The 14,696-nt window shown below is 73.7% G+C and carries 14 protein-coding genes; 8 read left to right on the top strand and 6 right to left on the bottom strand.

Going from position 1 to position 14,696, the window contains the following annotated elements; all coding sequences use genetic code 11:
* From ABEB07_RS14055 to ABEB07_RS14045, 3 genes are all read left to right on the top strand, one after another.
* A partial coding sequence (locus ABEB07_RS14055; RefSeq protein ID WP_345668616.1) for a class F sortase occupies positions 1 to 536 on the top strand: 536 nt, incomplete at its 5' end.
* Between the two features lie 240 nt (positions 537 to 776).
* Positions 777 to 2,165: an aldehyde dehydrogenase family protein gene (locus ABEB07_RS14050; RefSeq protein WP_345668615.1), complete on the top strand. Its 1,389-nt coding sequence runs from the start codon at positions 777 to 779 to the stop codon at positions 2,163 to 2,165.
* A 14-nt stretch (positions 2,166 to 2,179) separates the two neighbouring features.
* Complete coding sequence (locus ABEB07_RS14045) at positions 2,180 to 3,262, top strand: Zn-dependent alcohol dehydrogenase (RefSeq protein WP_345668614.1); 1,083 nt, start codon at positions 2,180 to 2,182, stop codon at positions 3,260 to 3,262.
* 19 nt (positions 3,263 to 3,281) lie between these two features.
* Here ABEB07_RS14045 and ABEB07_RS14040 read toward each other — a convergent pair whose 3' ends face one another.
* The 3 genes from ABEB07_RS14040 to ABEB07_RS14030 form a co-directional block, all read right to left on the bottom strand.
* A complete protein-coding gene (locus ABEB07_RS14040) occupies positions 3,282 to 4,208 on the bottom strand; it encodes a DMT family transporter (protein ID WP_345668618.1) in 927 nt (308 codons plus the stop codon).
* Between the two features lie 139 nt (positions 4,209 to 4,347).
* Positions 4,348 to 5,112, bottom strand: coding sequence for an ArsR/SmtB family transcription factor (locus tag ABEB07_RS14035; protein ID WP_345668613.1), 765 nt, complete (start codon positions 5,110 to 5,112; stop codon positions 4,348 to 4,350).
* A gap of 145 nt (positions 5,113 to 5,257) precedes the next feature.
* Positions 5,258 to 5,899: a TetR/AcrR family transcriptional regulator gene (locus ABEB07_RS14030; protein WP_164587289.1), complete on the bottom strand. Its 642-nt coding sequence runs from the start codon at positions 5,897 to 5,899 to the stop codon at positions 5,258 to 5,260.
* 105 nt (positions 5,900 to 6,004) lie between these two features.
* Here ABEB07_RS14030 and ABEB07_RS14025 point away from each other — a divergent pair, with 105 nt between their 5' ends.
* The 3 genes from ABEB07_RS14025 (at position 6,005) to ABEB07_RS14015 (ending at position 8,278) form a co-directional block, all read left to right on the top strand.
* Complete coding sequence (locus tag ABEB07_RS14025) at positions 6,005 to 7,156, top strand: acyl-CoA dehydrogenase family protein (RefSeq protein WP_345668612.1); 1,152 nt, start codon at positions 6,005 to 6,007, stop codon at positions 7,154 to 7,156.
* A gap of 80 nt (positions 7,157 to 7,236) precedes the next feature.
* Positions 7,237 to 7,524 (top strand): YiaA/YiaB family inner membrane protein, encoded by a 288-nt coding sequence (locus tag ABEB07_RS14020; protein ID WP_164587291.1) that lies wholly within the window; start codon positions 7,237 to 7,239, stop codon positions 7,522 to 7,524.
* Positions 7,525 to 7,615: 91 nt separating this feature from the next.
* On the top strand, positions 7,616 to 8,278 hold the full coding sequence (locus ABEB07_RS14015) for a TetR/AcrR family transcriptional regulator (protein ID WP_345668611.1): 663 nt from the start codon (positions 7,616 to 7,618) through the stop codon (positions 8,276 to 8,278).
* A 13-nt stretch (positions 8,279 to 8,291) separates the two neighbouring features.
* Here ABEB07_RS14015 and ABEB07_RS14010 read toward each other — a convergent pair whose 3' ends face one another.
* On the bottom strand, positions 8,292 to 8,753 hold the full coding sequence (locus tag ABEB07_RS14010) for a MaoC family dehydratase (RefSeq protein WP_345668610.1): 462 nt from the start codon (positions 8,751 to 8,753) through the stop codon (positions 8,292 to 8,294).
* Positions 8,754 to 8,869: 116 nt separating this feature from the next.
* On the opposite strand from ABEB07_RS14010, the gene soxR reads away from it, so the two are divergent.
* A complete protein-coding gene (gene soxR, locus ABEB07_RS14005) occupies positions 8,870 to 9,352 on the top strand; it encodes a redox-sensitive transcriptional activator SoxR (protein WP_176148364.1) in 483 nt (160 codons plus the stop codon).
* Between the two features lie 304 nt (positions 9,353 to 9,656).
* Here the strand turns inward: soxR and ABEB07_RS14000 are convergent, their stop codons facing one another.
* On the bottom strand, positions 9,657 to 10,259 hold the full coding sequence (locus ABEB07_RS14000; RefSeq protein WP_164587521.1) for a hypothetical protein: 603 nt from the start codon (positions 10,257 to 10,259) through the stop codon (positions 9,657 to 9,659).
* Between the two features lie 291 nt (positions 10,260 to 10,550).
* Here ABEB07_RS14000 and ABEB07_RS13995 point away from each other — a divergent pair, with 291 nt between their 5' ends.
* Positions 10,551 to 13,343 carry a penicillin acylase family protein gene (locus ABEB07_RS13995; RefSeq protein WP_345668609.1) on the top strand — a complete coding sequence of 931 codons (2,793 nt, stop codon included), beginning with the start codon at positions 10,551 to 10,553 and terminating at the stop codon, positions 13,341 to 13,343.
* 66 nt (positions 13,344 to 13,409) lie between these two features.
* Here ABEB07_RS13995 and ABEB07_RS13990 read toward each other — a convergent pair whose 3' ends face one another.
* The gene (locus tag ABEB07_RS13990) at positions 13,410 to 14,657 is read right to left on the bottom strand and encodes an exo-beta-N-acetylmuramidase NamZ family protein (RefSeq protein WP_345668608.1); all 1,248 of its coding nucleotides are present in this window, start codon (positions 14,655 to 14,657) and stop codon (positions 13,410 to 13,412) included.
* Positions 14,658 to 14,696: the final 39 nt, after the last annotated feature.

Raw genomic sequence — 14,696 nt, 5'->3', positions numbered from 1 at the left:
GCGCCGGCGCCGGCGCCGACGGCGAGGGCGCGAACGGCGCCGCCTCGCCCCACGACACGGGCCCGCCCCCCGCGGCGCTGCCGCCCTCCCGGGCGACGGCGCTGCGCATCCCCTCCCTCGGCATCGACGCCCCGACCGTCGGCATCGGCCTGGACGCCCGGCGGCAACTGGAGACACCGCCGGTCGACAAGCCCAAGCTGGTCGGCTGGTACCAGGGCGGACCCACGCCGGGCGAGTCGGGCACCGCCCTCGCGGTCGGGCACCGCGACACCACGACCGGCGCCGCCGTCTTCGCCGCGCTCGGCCAGGTGGAGCCGGGCCGCACCATCGAGGTGCGGCGGGTGGACGGCCGTACCGCCGTCTACACCGTGGACAAGGTCCGGGTCTTCGACAAGGACCGCTTCCCCGACAAGGAGGTGTACGGCCCCTCCCGCCGTCCCGAGCTGCACGTCATCACCTGCGGCGGCCTCTACACCCGCCGCACCGGTTACTCCAGCAACGTCGTGGTCTTCGCCCATCTGACGGCGACGAAGTGACCCGCGGCGCCACGGGCGGGGCGGAGCGGCGGACCCCCGGAGCCGCCGCCCCGCCCCCGAAGCGGGGCGCGGCGGGGCGCGGGGAACCGGCGGACGCGTCCCGGACTTCCCGGCGCTCTCTGGCATCCGAAAACTATCGACGCTAGTTTATGGGCTTGTCGGTAGGTTGTGACGCGGACGAAGCGACCGCGGTCCGCGGACCCGGACGATGCCGCCCCCGCCCCCAAGGAGCGCAGCACCATGAAGGCACACGACGGCATGTACATCGACGGCGCCTGGCGGTCCGCCGCGGGCCGGGACGTCATCGAGGTGGTGAACCCGGCCGACGAACAGGTCATCGCCACCGTCCCGGCCGGCACCGCCGAGGACGTGGCCGCGGCGGTGCGCGCCGCCCGCGCCGCCCTGCCCGGCTGGGCCGCCACCGCGCCCGCCGAGCGGGCCGCCCGGCTGGCCGCCCTGCGGGACGTGCTCGCCGCCCGCAAGGACGAGATCGCCGAGACCGTCACCGCCGAACTGGGCTCGCCCCTGGCGTTCTCCCAGGCGGTGCACGCCGCCGTGCCGATCGCGGTCGCCGGCTCCTACGCCGAGCTCGCGGCGACGTACGCCTTCGAGGAGAAGGTCGGCAACTCCACCGTCTTCCACGAGCCGGTCGGCGTCGTCGGCGCGATCACCCCCTGGAACTACCCCCTGCACCAGATCGTCGCCAAGGTCGCCCCCGCGCTGGCCGCCGGCTGCACGGTCGTCCTCAAGCCCGCCGAGGACACCCCGCTGACCGCCCAGCTGTTCGCCGAGGCGGCCGACGAGGCCGGCGTCCCGGCCGGCGTCCTCAACCTGGTCACCGGGCTCGGCCCGGTCGCCGGACAGGCGCTCGCCGAGCACCCGGACGTGGACCTGGTCTCCTTCACCGGCTCCACGGCGGTGGGCCGGCGGATCGGCGCCACGGCGGGCGCCGCCGTCAAGCGGGTCGCCCTGGAACTGGGCGGCAAGTCCGCCAACGTCATCCTCCCCAGCGCCGACCTCGCCAAGGCGGTCAACGTCGGCGTCGCCAACGTCATGTCCAACTCCGGCCAGACGTGCAGCGCCTGGACCCGCATGCTGGTCCACCGCGACCGCTACGACGAGGCGGTGGAACTCGCCGCCGCCGCTGCCGCCAAGTACGCCGACCGCATCGGCCCGCTGGTCAACGCCAAGCAGCACGAGCGGGTGCGCGGTTACATCGACCAGGGCGTGGCCGAGGGCGCGCGCCTGGCCGCCGGCGGCGCGCGGCCCCCGCGCGAGCGCGGCTACTTCGTCAGCCCCACCGTCCTCGCCGACGTCACCCCCGCGATGACCGTCGCCCAGGAGGAGATCTTCGGCCCGGTCCTGTCGATCCTGCCCTACGACGACGAGGACGACGCCCTGCGCATCGCCAACGGCACCGTCTACGGCCTGGCCGGCGCGGTCTGGGCGGGCGAGGAGGCGGAGGCGGTCGCCTTCGCCCGCCGGATGGACACCGGCCAGGTCGACATCAACGGCGGCCGGTTCAACCCGCTGGCCCCCTTCGGCGGCTACAAGCAGTCGGGCGTCGGCCGGGAACTCGGCCGGCACGGACTGGCCGAGTACCTCCAGACCAAGTCCCTCCAGTTCTAAGGGAGTCACCCGTCATGGCCGTACGTGCCGCCGTCCTGCCCGCCATCGGCGCCCCGCTGGAGATCACCCGGATAGAACTGCCCGAACCCGGGCCCGGCCAGGTCCGCCTGCGCCTGGCCGCCGCCGGGGTCTGCCACTCCGACCTGTCGCTGACCAACGGCACCATGCGGGTCCCGGTGCCCGCGGTCCTCGGCCACGAGGGCGCCGGCACCGTGCTCGCGGTCGGCGAGGGCGTCGGCCACGTCGCGCCCGGCGACCACGTCGTCCTCAACTGGGCGCCCGCCTGCGGAAGCTGCCACGCCTGCTCGCTGGGCGAGGTGTGGCTGTGCGCCAACGCCCTCAACGGCGCCGCGAACGTCCACGCCCGCACCGTCGACGGCGTCGAACTGCACCCCGGGCTCAACGTCGCCGCCTTCGCCGAGGAGACGGTCGTCGCCGCCTCCTGCGTCCTGCCGCTGCCCGAGGGCGTCCCGCTCACCGACGCCGCCCTCCTGGGCTGTGCCGTCCTCACCGGCTACGGCGCGATCCACCACTCGGCGAAGGTCCGGCCGGGGGAGACGGTGGCGGTCTTCGGCGCCGGCGGGGTCGGCCTCGCCACCCTCCAGGCGGCCCGGATCGCGGGCGCCGAGCGGATCATCGCCGTCGACGTCTCCCCGGCCAAGGAGGACCTGGCGCGCGCGGCGGGGGCCACGGACTACGTCGTCGCCTCCGCGACCACGCCCCGCGAGATCCGCGCGCTCACCGGGAAGCAGGGCGTGGACGTCTCCGTGGAGTGCGTGGGCCGCGCGGTCACCATCCGCGCCGCCTGGGAGTCCACCCGCCGGGGCGGCCGCACGACGGTGGTCGGCATCGGCGGCAAGGAGGAGCAGGTCACCTTCAACGCCCTGGAGATCTTCCACTGGGGCCGCACCCTGAGCGGCTGCGTCTACGGCGACTGCGACCCGGCCCGCGACCTCCCGGTCCTCGCCGACCACGTCCGCACCGGCCGTCTGGACCTCGGCGCGCTGGTGACCGAGCGCATCGCCCTGGACGGCATCCCGGCGGCCTTCGAGAACATGACGGCCGGCAAGGGCGGCCGCTCCCTGGTGGTCTTCTGACCCGCACACCGCGGGCCGTTCAGGACGCGGGCTCGCGGCGCCGTTCCGCGAGCGCGGGCGTCTCCCTTCCCGCCCTTCGCGGGCGGGAGCGGGACACCGCCACGCCCGCCAGGCACAGCACTCCGCCCGCCAGCGTCAGCACGCCCGGCACCTCGCCCAGCACCAGCCACGACATGAGCACCACCAGGGCGGGCACCGCGTACGTCGTCGCGCCCATCCGGCTCGCGGTGGTCCGGGACAGGGCGTACGCCCAGGTGGTGAAGGCGAGCGCGGTCGGGAAGACGCCGAGGTAGACCATGTTGAGCGTGGCGGACGCGGGCGCGCGGGCGGCCTCGTGGACCAGCTGCCCGGCGAACGGCAGACAGCCCACCGCGCCGATCAGACAGCCGAACGCCGTCACCTGCGCCGCGCTCGCGTGCGCCAGCGCGGGCTTCTGCGCGACCACCCCGACGGCGTACCCGACGGCCGCGAGCAGGCACAGCACCACCCCGAGCACCGAGGAGCCCCCCTCGCCCGACATCGACAGGCCCACGGTCACCGCACCGGCGAAGGACACCGCGAGCCCCGCCAGCAGCCGCGGCGGCAGCGCGTCGCCCAGCAGCCGGGCGCCCAGCAGCGCGATGAGCAGCGGGCCGGTGTTCACCACCAGGGCGGCCGTTCCGGCGTCCACCTGCTGCTCGCCCCAGTTCAGCACCACCATGTAGAAGCCGAACCAGAGCACGCCCGATATCGCGATCCCGCGCCACGCCGCCCGCGGCGGCCATCCCTCGCGCCGCAGCAGACAGAGCGCGCCGAGGGCCACGGCCCCGGCCAGCAGCCGGCCCAGCGCGAGCGCGCCGGGCGAGTACGCGGCGCCCGCGCTGCGGATCGAGACGAAGGCGGAGGCCCACAGCACCACGGTGACCGAGGCGGCGCCGGCGGCCAGACGCGACGGCGAGAGGTTCATCATGCTCCCTGAGGCTAGGAGGGGAAGGGGGAGGAGGGCTCGCGGTTTTCGGACGCCGAGACGCGCCGCGCCCGAGCCGCGACGCGCCGGCGCGCGGGCACTTCAGGGCTGCGGGTCATGTCAGGGTCGCGGGCTCATGTCAGGGTCGGGGGCACTCCAGGGTCTCGGCGGTGACGCCCAGCAGTTCGGACAGCGCCCGCTCCCCGGCCGGCGTGAGCCGCACGGCGCGCCGGGTGCCGATGCGCACGCACCAGCCCGCGTCGAACGCGTGCCGGCACAGGGCCGCGCCGGAGACCCCGGCGAGGTGCGGGCGCCGCTCGGTCCAGTCGAGGCAGGCGCGGGCCAGCGGACGGCGGCCGGTGCGGTCGAGGCCGATGCCGGCCGCGCCGAACCACGCCACGCCCGCGTCCGTGAGCGCGAACCCGGTGTCCTGCCGCAGCAGCCCCCGCGCGGTCAGCGCGTCGGTCAGCGCGATGCCGAGCCGTCCGGCGAGATGGTCGTAACAGGTGCGGGCCCGGGCCATCGCCGAAGCGGCGCCCGCCTCCCGCAGGGTGCGCGGCCGGTGCTCCGCCGGGGCGACCTGCGCGACCAGGTCCTCCACCAGCTGGGCCGTCCGCGCGTCGGCCAGGCGGACGTAGCGGTGGCGGCCCTGCCGCTCCTCGGCGAGCAGCCCGCCGCCGACCAGCCTGCCCAGGTGCTCGCTGAGCGTCGAGGCGGCGACGCCCGCGTGCCGGGCCAGCTCGCCCGCCGTCCACGCCCGTCCGTCGAGCAGCGCCAGCAGACACGCGGCCCGGGTCTCGTCGGCCACCAGGGCGGCGAGCGCCGCCAGCCCCGGCGCCCGCGGGTCCCTGCCGCCGCCGGTCCTCCCGGCGGCGCCCGTCGTACGGTTCGCGCGGCTCGTCATGCCCCCAGCATGCGCCCCGCACGTTTCGGCCGGCGCCGAAGTGTCCCGCGGACCGGTCGTGGTCCGGACAAGCGGCCCCCCGCCGCCCGCCCGAGCCGCCCCACGCCTCCGGCCCCGCCGCCCTGAGCCACCCGCCCGAGCGGCCCTACGCCTCCCGCCGCGCCTGCTCGTACTGCTGCGCCAAGCCGTCCAGCAGTGCGGACAGCCCTGCCTCGAAGGCCCGTTCGTCGATCTTCTCCTGCTGCTCGGCCAGCAGGTGCGCCTGGCCGAGGTGCGGGTAGTCGGCGGGGTCGTAGGCGCTGGCGTCGTCCACGAAGCCGCCGGCGAAGGAGCCGAGCGCGGAGCCCATGATGAAGTACCGCATCAGCGCGCCGATGGAGGTCGCCTGGGCCGGCGGCCACCCGGCGTCGACCATCGCGCCGTAGACGGCGTCGGCCAGCCGCAGCGCGGCCGGGCGGCGGCCGGGCCCGCGGGCGAGCACGGGGACGATGTTCGGGTGGTCGCGCAGGGCGGCCCGGTAGGAGACGGCCCAGTCGTGCAGCGCGGTCCGCCAGTCCCGGCCGTCCTCGAACATCGACAGGTCGACCTGTCCGCTCACCGAGTCCGCGACCGCCTCCAGGATCTCGTCCTTGGTGCGGAAGTGGTTGTAGAGCGAGGGTCCGCTCACCCCGAGCTCGGCCGCCAGCCGCCGGGTGGAGACGGCCGCCAGGCCCTCCGCGTCCACGAGGTCCCGCGCCGTCGTGACGATGCGGTCGGTGCTGAGGAGGGGCTTGCGCGGTCGGGCCATGGCGCACATAGTAGGGCTGCGGCTTAAAACTAGCAGTGGTAATTTAAATGTACGACTTTCAAGATCCGTTCGATCCGTCGTCTTTCATCTTTGGGGTGATCCGTCATGAACCTCGGCCTCAGCGAGGAGCAGACCGCGGTGCGGCAGCTCGCCCGCGACTTCGTCGAGCGGGAGATCGCCCCCCACGTCGTCGCCTGGGACCGCGCCGAGGAGGTCGACCGGTCCCTGGTGAAGAAGCTCGGCGAGGTCGGCTTCCTCGGGCTCACCGTCGACGAGGAGTACGGCGGCTCCGGCGGCGACCACCTCGCCTACTGCCTGGTCACCGAGGAACTCGGCCGCGGCGACTCCTCGGTGCGCGGCATCGTCTCCGTCTCCCTCGGCCTGGTCGCCAAGACCATCGCCGCCTGGGGCGACGAGGAGCAGAAGCGGCGCTGGCTGCCGGGCCTGACCTCCGGCGACCTCGTCGGCTGCTTCGGCCTCACCGAGCCCGGCACCGGCTCCGACGCGGGCAGCCTCGCCACCCGGGCGGTGCGCGACGGCGACGACTACGTCATCGACGGCGCCAAGATGTTCATCACCAACGGCACCTGGGCCGACGTCGTCCTGCTCTTCGCCCGCTCCACCGACGCCCCCGGCCACAAGGGCGTCTCCGCCTTCCTTGTCCCCACCGACACCCCCGGCCTGACCCGCCGCACCGTCCACGGCAAGCTGGGCCTGCGCGGCCAGACCACCGCCGAACTGGTGCTGGAGAACGTGCGGGTGCCGGCGACGGCGATGCTGGCGCCGGAGGGCAAGGGCTTCGCGGTCGCCATGTCCGCGCTGGCCAAGGGCCGGATGTCGGTGGCGGCCGGCTGCGTGGGCATAGCCCAGGCCGCGCTGGACGCCGCGGTCCGCTACGCCGGTGAGCGCGAGCAGTTCGGCAGGACGATCGCCCACCACCAGCTGGTCCAGGAGCTGATCAGCGACATCGCCGTCGACGTGGACGCGGCCCGGCTGCTGACCTGGCGGGTCGCCGACCTGATCGACCGCGGCCTGCCGTTCGCCGTGGAGTCCTCCAAGGCCAAGCTGTTCGCCTCCGAGGCCGCCGTGCGGGCCGCCAACAACGCCCTCCAGGTCTTCGGCGGCTACGGCTACATCGACGAGTACCCGGCGGGCAAGCTGCTGCGCGACGCCCGCGTGATGACCCTGTACGAGGGCACCAGCCAGATCCAGAAGCTGGTCATCGGACGGGCGCTGACGGGCGTGTCCGCCTTCTGAGCCCCGGACACGGGGCCTGAGTACCCGCCTGAGTACTCCGGCGGATGTGGCGGCGGCCGCGTCCGCCGATGCTGTCCGGCATGAGTGACACACCGGTCAAGCAGCAGAGCACGGCCGCCTTCCACGGCCAGGCCGTCGCCTCCTTCTCGGTCGCCCTGGCGGCCACCGCCATCGGCATCTTCCGGCTCGACGCCAACGCCTGGGTCCGGGGCTTCCTCGCCGTCGCCGTGCTGTATCTGGTCACCTCCGCCTTCACCCTCGCCAAGGTGATCCGGGACCGTCAGGAGGCCGGCCAGATCGTCAGCCGGGTCGACCAGGCCCGGCTGGAGAAGCTGCTCGCCGAGCACGACCCCTTCGAAAAGCCGTGAGGCCGCCGGTCGGACCCCGCTCCGTCCACTAAGCGCCCGCTCAGCTTCAACGGTATGGTGGGGCCAGGACGCAGAGAGGGGCTTGTGAGCGATGAGTACGGCGGAGGAGACGGGCGGCGACGCGCAGCCGTGGGGCGAGGTCACCCCGGACGCGGCCCGGAGGCTGCTGGTGGCAGCCGTGGAGGCCTTCGCCGAGCGGGGCTACCACGCGACGACGACCCGTGACATCGCGGGCCGCGCCGGCATGAGCCCGGCCGCGCTCTACATCCACTACAAGACCAAGGAAGAACTGCTCCACCGGATCAGCCGGATCGGCCACGAGAAGGCCCTGGAGATCCTGCGCACCGCGGGCCGGCGCGAGGGCTGCGCGGCCGACCGGCTCGCCGACGCGGTCGGCTCCTTCGTCCGCTGGCACGCCGGCGGGCGCACCACCGCGCGCGTCGTGCAGTACGAGCTGGACTCGCTCGGCCCCGACGCCCGCGCCGAGATCCTCGCGCTGCGCCGCCAGGTCGACGCCGAGGTGCGCGCGATCATCGAGGAGGGCGTGGCGGCGGGCGAGTTCGAGGTGCTGGACGTGCACGGCACCACCCTGGCCGTGCTCTCCCTGTGCATCGACGTCGCCCGCTGGTTCAACGTGGACGGGCCCTACACCCCGGAGGAGGTCGGCGCGCTCTACGCCGACCTCGTCCTGCGGATGGTCGGCGCCAAGCCGGCCGGCCCCGCCCAGGAGCGCTCCGGCGCCGCTCAGAGGTAGTCTCCGGCGCCGCTCAGAGGTAGTAGCGGGAGACCGACTCCGCCACGCACACCGGCTTGTCGCCGCCCTCGCGTTCCACGGTGAAGGCGACGGTCACCTGCACCCCGCCCGGCACGTCGTCCACCCCGGTGATCACGGCGGTGGCGCGCAGCCGCGAGCCGACGGGGACGGGGGCGGGGAAGCGGACCTTGTTGGTGCCGTAGTTGACGCCCATCCGCACGCCCTCGGCCCCGAGCAGCTGCGGCCCGAACAGGGGCAGCAGGGACAGGGTCAGATAGCCGTGGGCGATGGTGGTGCCGAACGGGCCGGCGGCGGCCTTCTCCGGGTCCACATGGATCCACTGGTGGTCGCCGGTCGCCTCGGCGAACAGGTCGATCCGCTTCTGGTCGATCTCCAGCCAGTCGGTGTGCCCCAGCTGCTCGCCCACCGCCGCCCTCAGCTCGTCGACGGAGGTGAAGATCCTCGGCTCTGCCATGTGCCCGGCCTCTCGCATCGCGTATCACTGTCTAAGCAACTGCTTAGCATGCTAGCGCCCGCGGCCCCTGTCAACGAACGGCCGCGGCGACACGGCGGGTGGGTAGGCTGTGACGGGTGCCCCAGATTCCCGGCAAGATCCACGAGCTGACCGTCGGGCAGGTCGCCGCGCGCAGCGGCGCCGCCGTCTCCGCCCTGCACTTCTACGAGTCCAAGGGCCTGATCAGCAGCCGCCGCACCAGCGGCAACCAGCGCCGTTACGCCCGTGACACCCTGCGCCGGGTGGCCTTCGTCCGGGCCGCGCAGCGCGTCGGCATCCCGCTGGCCACGATCCGCGAGGCGCTCGCCGAACTCCCCGAGGAGCGCACCCCGACCAAGGCGGACTGGGCCCGCCTGTCGGAGCGGTGGCGCTCCGAACTCGACGAGCGCATCCAGCAGTTGAACCGGCTGCGCGACCACCTCACCGACTGCATCGGCTGCGGCTGCCTGTCCCTGGACACCTGCGTCCTGTCCAACCCGGACGACGTGTTCGGCGAGCGCCTGTCCGGCTCCCGCCTGCTGGCGGAACGCCCCACCGGGGAGCCCCGCCCCACCGCGTGAGTCCGCCCGGCCTCCAACGCCGCGAGGCGCCCCGGCCGACGGCGCCCGGGAGCCCCCGCCGCACCCGGCGCGGCCCGGCACCGCCAGCCGCCCTCGGGCACACGGGAGCCTCCGCCCCGCCGGTTCTGGCGCAGCCCGGCACCCGCAGCCGCCCTCCGGCGCGCGGAAGTCCCCGCCGGATACGACGCCGGCCGCACCGGCAGCCGCCCCCGGCGCGCGGGAGACCCCGTCCCGCCAGGCCCGGCGCGGGCCGCCCCCGGCGGCCGCCCCCGGCGCGCGGGAGCCCCGCCCCGCCGGATACGGCTCAGGCCGACACCAGCAGCCGCCCCCGCCTGGCACAGGCCAGCGCTCCGTCGGTGAGGACCGGGCGCGGGACCAGGATGCCGCAGTCCGCGCAGACCGGGCCCGAGGACGGCTCGTGGTCCAGGCCGTGCCGCCAGACCAGGCGCTCGCCGTCGCACACCGGGCACGCCGCGCCCGGCTCGCGCTCCAGCGCGTCGATCAGCCGGCGCAGCACCTCCGCCAGCGGCTCACCGGGATGCACCCGCGGATCGTCGCACCAGGCCACCCCGAAACCGCCCCAGGTCAGCCGGTGCCAGTCGTCCACGCTGCCCGGCCGGCGCAGCCCGTCGTGCTTCTCCTTCCTGCGCCGCCGGGCGAACCCGGCCTCGTAGTCGAGCCACACCGAGCGCGCCTCCTCCAGCTCCTCCAGCGCGGCCACGAGCCGCACCGGATCGGGAGACCTGTCCTCGGGACCGAACCCGGCCCGCGAGCACAGATGGTCCCAGGTCGCCCGGTGCCCGTAAGGGGCGAACCGCTCCAAGCACTTGCGCAGCGAGTAACGCCGCAGTGCCAGATCGCACCGCGGGTCCCTCACCTGTCTCGCCAGACTCCGAAAACCGGCCATCGCCCTGCACCTCCGTCACACCTGCACCTGTACTTCGGTCACTTCGGCGGCTGCGTACCGTCCTTCGCACCCGGTCGTCGTACGAGCGTCGCCGAGTAGACGTGCCGACCGGCGATCCGGCTCCATCCGATGTCCGATGTCCGCCATGTCTCCGCCGTGCCTCCGTCCCCCTCGACCGTCATCTCCGCCACGAGGTGGTGCCGTGACGCCAAAAAGTGACGCATGTTCATCTTCCAACTCGGGGATACCGGCAGTAACGTCCGGGCCCACCCCATCGGGAGGAGTTGGCCCATGCCACGGCGCACCCCACACGACGCGCTCGACGAAGTGAGAACTCCCCGCAGAATGAACGGGTTCCTGAAGACCGCATCCGTATGCGTCCTCATTGCCGGTCTTTTGTCGCCCTTTTCCCAAGCGGTGGCCGTCGACGCCGCACCGAAGGCCGCCGCGGGCGACTACTGCGGCGGCCAGTGCTCGGACATCCTGCCGCCCGGCGAGAACGGCAACGCCACCCTCGCCCAGATCCTGCTGAACCAGGGCTTCGGCACCCAGCCCAGCCACGCCGAGGACCAGCTCGGCCCGTACGCCAACCTGGCCAAGGGCTATCCGGCGCTCACCGACGACAAGATCAACACCTTCTTCAACGACGCCTCCTTCGGCGTCCCCGCCGGGCAGGTCGCCTCCACCGAGAAGCCCGCCGGCCGCGGCGACGTCACCATCGTGCGCGACAAGAAGTCCGGCGTCCCGCACATCACCGGCACCACCCGCTACGGCACCGAGTTCGGCGCCGGGTACGCGGCCGCCGAGGACCGGCTGTGGCTGATGGACGTCTTCCGGCACGTCGGCCGCGGCCAGTTGACCTCCTTCGCCGGCGGCGCGCCCGCCAACCAGGGCCTGGAGCAGCAGTTCTACCGCAACGCCCCCTACACCGAGGCCGACCTCCAGGCCCAGATCGACAGCGCCGTCGCCAAGGCCGGCGACCGCGGCCGGCAGACCCTCGACGACGTCAACGCCTACCTCGCCGGCATCAACGCCTACATAGACGCCGCCGACCCCGGCCGCTACTTCCCCGGCGAGTACGTCCTGACCGGCCACAAGGACGCCATCACCAACTCCGGCACCATCGACCACTTCAAGGTCACCGACCTGGTCGCCCTGGCCTCCGTGGTCGGTTCCCTGTTCGGCTCGGGCGGCGGCGGCGAGGTCAACAACGCCCTCTCCCTGCTGGCCGCCCAGGCCAAGTACGGCGTCCAGGAGGGCACCAAGGTCTGGGAGTCCTTCCGCGAACGCAACGACCCCGAGGCCGTCCTCACCCTGCACGACGGCCAGAGCTTCCCCTACGCCGCCAAGCCCGCCAGCCCCAAGGGCCAGGCGCTGCCCGACGCCGGCTCGGTGACCGCCGAGCCCCTGGTCTACGACCGCACCGGCGGCGCGGCCACCGGCGCCGCCAAAAGCGCCACCGGCACGGCCCAGAAATCCACCCTGTCCTCGGCCAGGCGCGGCATGTCCAACGCCCTCGTCGTCAGCGGCGCGCACACCGCGAGCGGCCACCCGGTCGCCGTCTTCGGCCCGCAGACCGGCTACTTCGCCCCCCAGCTGCTCCTGCTCCAGGAGATCCAGGGCCCGGGCATCAGCGCCCGCGGCGCCTCCTTCGCCGGCCTGAGCATGTACGTCGAACTCGGCCGCGGCCAGGACTACTCGTGGAGCGCCACCACCTCCGGCCAGGACATCATCGACACCTACGCCGTCGAGCTGTGCCAGGACGACCACCACTACCTGTTCCACGGCGTCTGCACGGCCATGGATCAGGTGCAGCAGGCCAACTCCTGGAAGCCCACCGTCGCCGACGGCACCGCGGCCGGCTCCTACACGATGCGTGTGTGGCGCACCAAGTACGGCCCCGTCCAGTACCGCGCCACCGTCGGCGGCAAGAAGGTCGCCTACACCACCCTGCGCTCCTCCTACCTGCACGAGGCCGACTCCATCATCGGCTTCCAGATGCTGAACGACCCCGACTTCGTCAAGGGCCCCGCCGACTTCCAGAAGGCGGCGCAGCACATCAACTTCACCTTCAACTGGTTCTACGCCGACTCCCAGCACACCGCCTACTACAACAGCGGCGACAACCCGGTCCGGGCGAGCGGCGTGGACGCGGAGTTCCCGGTCTGGGCGCAGCCGGCGTACGAGTGGCAGGGCTGGGACGCGGCCGCCAACACCGCGACCTACACCCCCGCCTCCGCGCACCCCAACTCCATCGACCAGGACTACTACATCTCCTGGAACAACAAGCAGGCCGAGGACTATGCCGCCGCGCCCTGGGGCGAGGGCTCGGTGCACCGCGGGAACCTGCTGGAGGACCGGGTCAAGAAGCTCGTCGCGGCCGGCGGGGTGACCCGCTCCGCCCTGACGAAGGCGATGGCGGACGCGGCCCTGGCCGACCTGCGCGCCGAGGACGTCCTGCCCAAGCTTCTGAAGGTGATCGACAGTTCGGCGGTCACCGACCCGGCGGCCGCCGCCGCGGTCGCCAAACTCCGGACCTGGGTGGCCGCGGGCGCCCAGCGCACCGAGACCTCGGCCGGCTCCAAGACGTACGCGAACGCCGACGCCATCCGCATCCTGGACGCCTGGTGGCCGCTGCTGGTGAAGGCCGAGTTCCAGCCGGGAATGGGCGACGACCTCTACAACGCCGTCGGCGCCAACCTGCCGATCGACGAGGCGCCCTCCGCCGGGCACGGCCCGACCGGCTCGCACGCCGGCAGCGCCTTCCAGTACGGCTGGTGGAGCTATGTCGACAAGGACATCCGGTCGGTGCTCGGTGAGTCCGTCCAGGGACCGCTGGCCCGCGCGTACTGCGGCAACGGCGACCTGAACGCCTGCCGGGACAGCCTGATCGGCACCCTCAAGCAGGCGGCTGCGCTGACCGCCGCGCAGGTCTACCCCGGCGACGACCAGTGCTCGGCGGGCGACCAGTGGTGCGCCGACTCGATCGTCCAGCGCGCGCTGGGCGGCATCAAGCACGGCAAGATCAGCTGGCAGAACCGGCCCACCTTCCAGCAGGTGGTGGAGTACACCTCGCACCGGTAACCGCCGGGCGCCCGACGGCGCGGGGCGGGGGCGCGGCACCGCACCCCCGCCCCGCGCACGGCCGGCTCAGTGGTAGGCGAGGTAGCGGGCGCGCACCTTCCGGAACGCGGCCAGCTCGTCGTGCCAGCCGGCCACCACCTCGTCGGTGTCCGCCCCGGCGTCGATCATCGTGCGCACCCGTGCCGAGCCGGTGAGCCTGTCGATCCAGTCGTCCGACCGCCAGGCGAAGCCGTCCCAGACCTGTTTGGCGGTGACCAGCAGCGCGATTCCGGTGCGCACCGGGTCGAAGGCGGCCCGGTCGTGTACGTGGAGCTGCACCCCGCCGACCGTCGTGCCCTGGAACTTGGAGAAGGTGGGCGCGAAGTACGCCTCGCGAAAGCGCACCCCGGGCAGCCCGAGCGCGTCGGCGGCGGCGGCCCAGCGGCCGTCGAGGCCCTCCGCGCCGAGGAGTTCGAAGGGGCGGGTGGTGCCGCGGCCCTCCGAGAGGTTGGTGCCCTCGAACAGGCAGGTGCCGGAGTAGACGAGGGCGGTGTCGGGGGTGGGCATGTTCGGGCTCGGCGGCACCCAGGTCAGGCCCGAGGCGTCGTAGAAGTCGGACCGCCGCCAGCCGGTCATCAGGACCGTCTCCAGCGGCACCGGCGTGCTCAGGAACTCGCCGTTGAACAGCCGCGCCAGCTCCGCGACCGTCATGCCGTGCGCCTGGGCGATCGGCTGCCGTCCGACGAAGGTCGCGAACTCCCGGTGCAGCACCGGACCCAGGGCCTGGCGGCCGGTCGCCGGGTTGGGCCGGTCCAGCACCACGAACCGCTTGCCGGCCAGCGCCGCGGCCTCCATGCAGTCGTACAGGGTCCAGATGTAGGTGTAGAAGCGGGCGCCGGCGTCCTGGATGTCGAAGACGACCGTGTCCACCCCGGAGGCGGTGAACACGTCGGCGAGCGGCTGCCCGCTCTTGAGATACGTGTCGTACACGGGCAGTCCGGTGGCCGGGTCGGTGTAGCGGCCCTCGGAGCCGCCCGCCTGCGCGGTGCCGCGGAAGCCGTGCTCGGGGCCGAAGACGGCGGTCAGCGCCACCCGGCGGTCGGCGTGCAGCACGTCCACGATGTGGCGCACGTCCCGGGTGACGCCGGTGGGGTTGGTGACGACGCCGACGCGCTGTCCGGCGAGGAGGGCGTAGCCGCTCTCGGCGAGCCGCTCGAACCCGGTCCGCGGCGACCGGTCGCGGCCCCGCGGGGCCGCCTCGGCCTGCGCGGCCGGGACGGACGAGGCCGCGACCGCGGCCGTCGTGGCGAGCAGGCTCCGGCGGGACAGCTTCATGCGGTGACCTCCGTGATCGCGACACGTGTCATGCGCACG

Origin of the sequence: Streptomyces similanensis (genome assembly GCF_039543625.1) — a bacterium.
In the GTDB taxonomy this organism is placed as follows: Bacteria; Actinomycetota; Actinomycetes; order Streptomycetales; family Streptomycetaceae; genus Streptomyces; species Streptomyces similanensis.
Note: the sequence above shows the minus strand (reverse complement) of the source record. Positions and strands in the feature narration are given on the sequence as shown.

Bases quoted from the DNA above. Each gene is read 5' to 3' on its own strand.
- ABEB07_RS14050 (WP_345668615.1), top strand. From the start codon at position 777: ATGAAGGCACACGACGGCATGTACATCGACGGCGCCTGGCGGTCCGCC.
- ABEB07_RS14045 (WP_345668614.1), top strand. From the start codon at position 2,180: ATGGCCGTACGTGCCGCCGTCCTGCCCGCCATCGGCGCCCCGCTGGAG.
- ABEB07_RS14040 (WP_345668618.1), bottom strand. From the start codon at position 4,208: ATGAACCTCTCGCCGTCGCGTCTGGCCGCCGGCGCCGCCTCGGTCACC.
- ABEB07_RS14035 (WP_345668613.1), bottom strand. From the start codon at position 5,112: ATGACGAGCCGCGCGAACCGTACGACGGGCGCCGCCGGGAGGACCGGC.
- ABEB07_RS14030 (WP_164587289.1), bottom strand. From the start codon at position 5,899: ATGGCCCGACCGCGCAAGCCCCTCCTCAGCACCGACCGCATCGTCACG.
- ABEB07_RS14025 (WP_345668612.1), top strand. From the start codon at position 6,005: ATGAACCTCGGCCTCAGCGAGGAGCAGACCGCGGTGCGGCAGCTCGCC.
- ABEB07_RS14020 (WP_164587291.1), top strand. From the start codon at position 7,237: ATGAGTGACACACCGGTCAAGCAGCAGAGCACGGCCGCCTTCCACGGC.
- ABEB07_RS14015 (WP_345668611.1), top strand. From the start codon at position 7,616: ATGAGTACGGCGGAGGAGACGGGCGGCGACGCGCAGCCGTGGGGCGAG.
- ABEB07_RS14010 (WP_345668610.1), bottom strand. From the start codon at position 8,753: ATGGCAGAGCCGAGGATCTTCACCTCCGTCGACGAGCTGAGGGCGGCG.
- ABEB07_RS14000 (WP_164587521.1), bottom strand. From the start codon at position 10,259: ATGGCCGGTTTTCGGAGTCTGGCGAGACAGGTGAGGGACCCGCGGTGC.
- ABEB07_RS13995 (WP_345668609.1), top strand. From the start codon at position 10,551: ATGCCACGGCGCACCCCACACGACGCGCTCGACGAAGTGAGAACTCCC.
- ABEB07_RS13990 (WP_345668608.1), bottom strand. From the start codon at position 14,657: ATGAAGCTGTCCCGCCGGAGCCTGCTCGCCACGACGGCCGCGGTCGCG.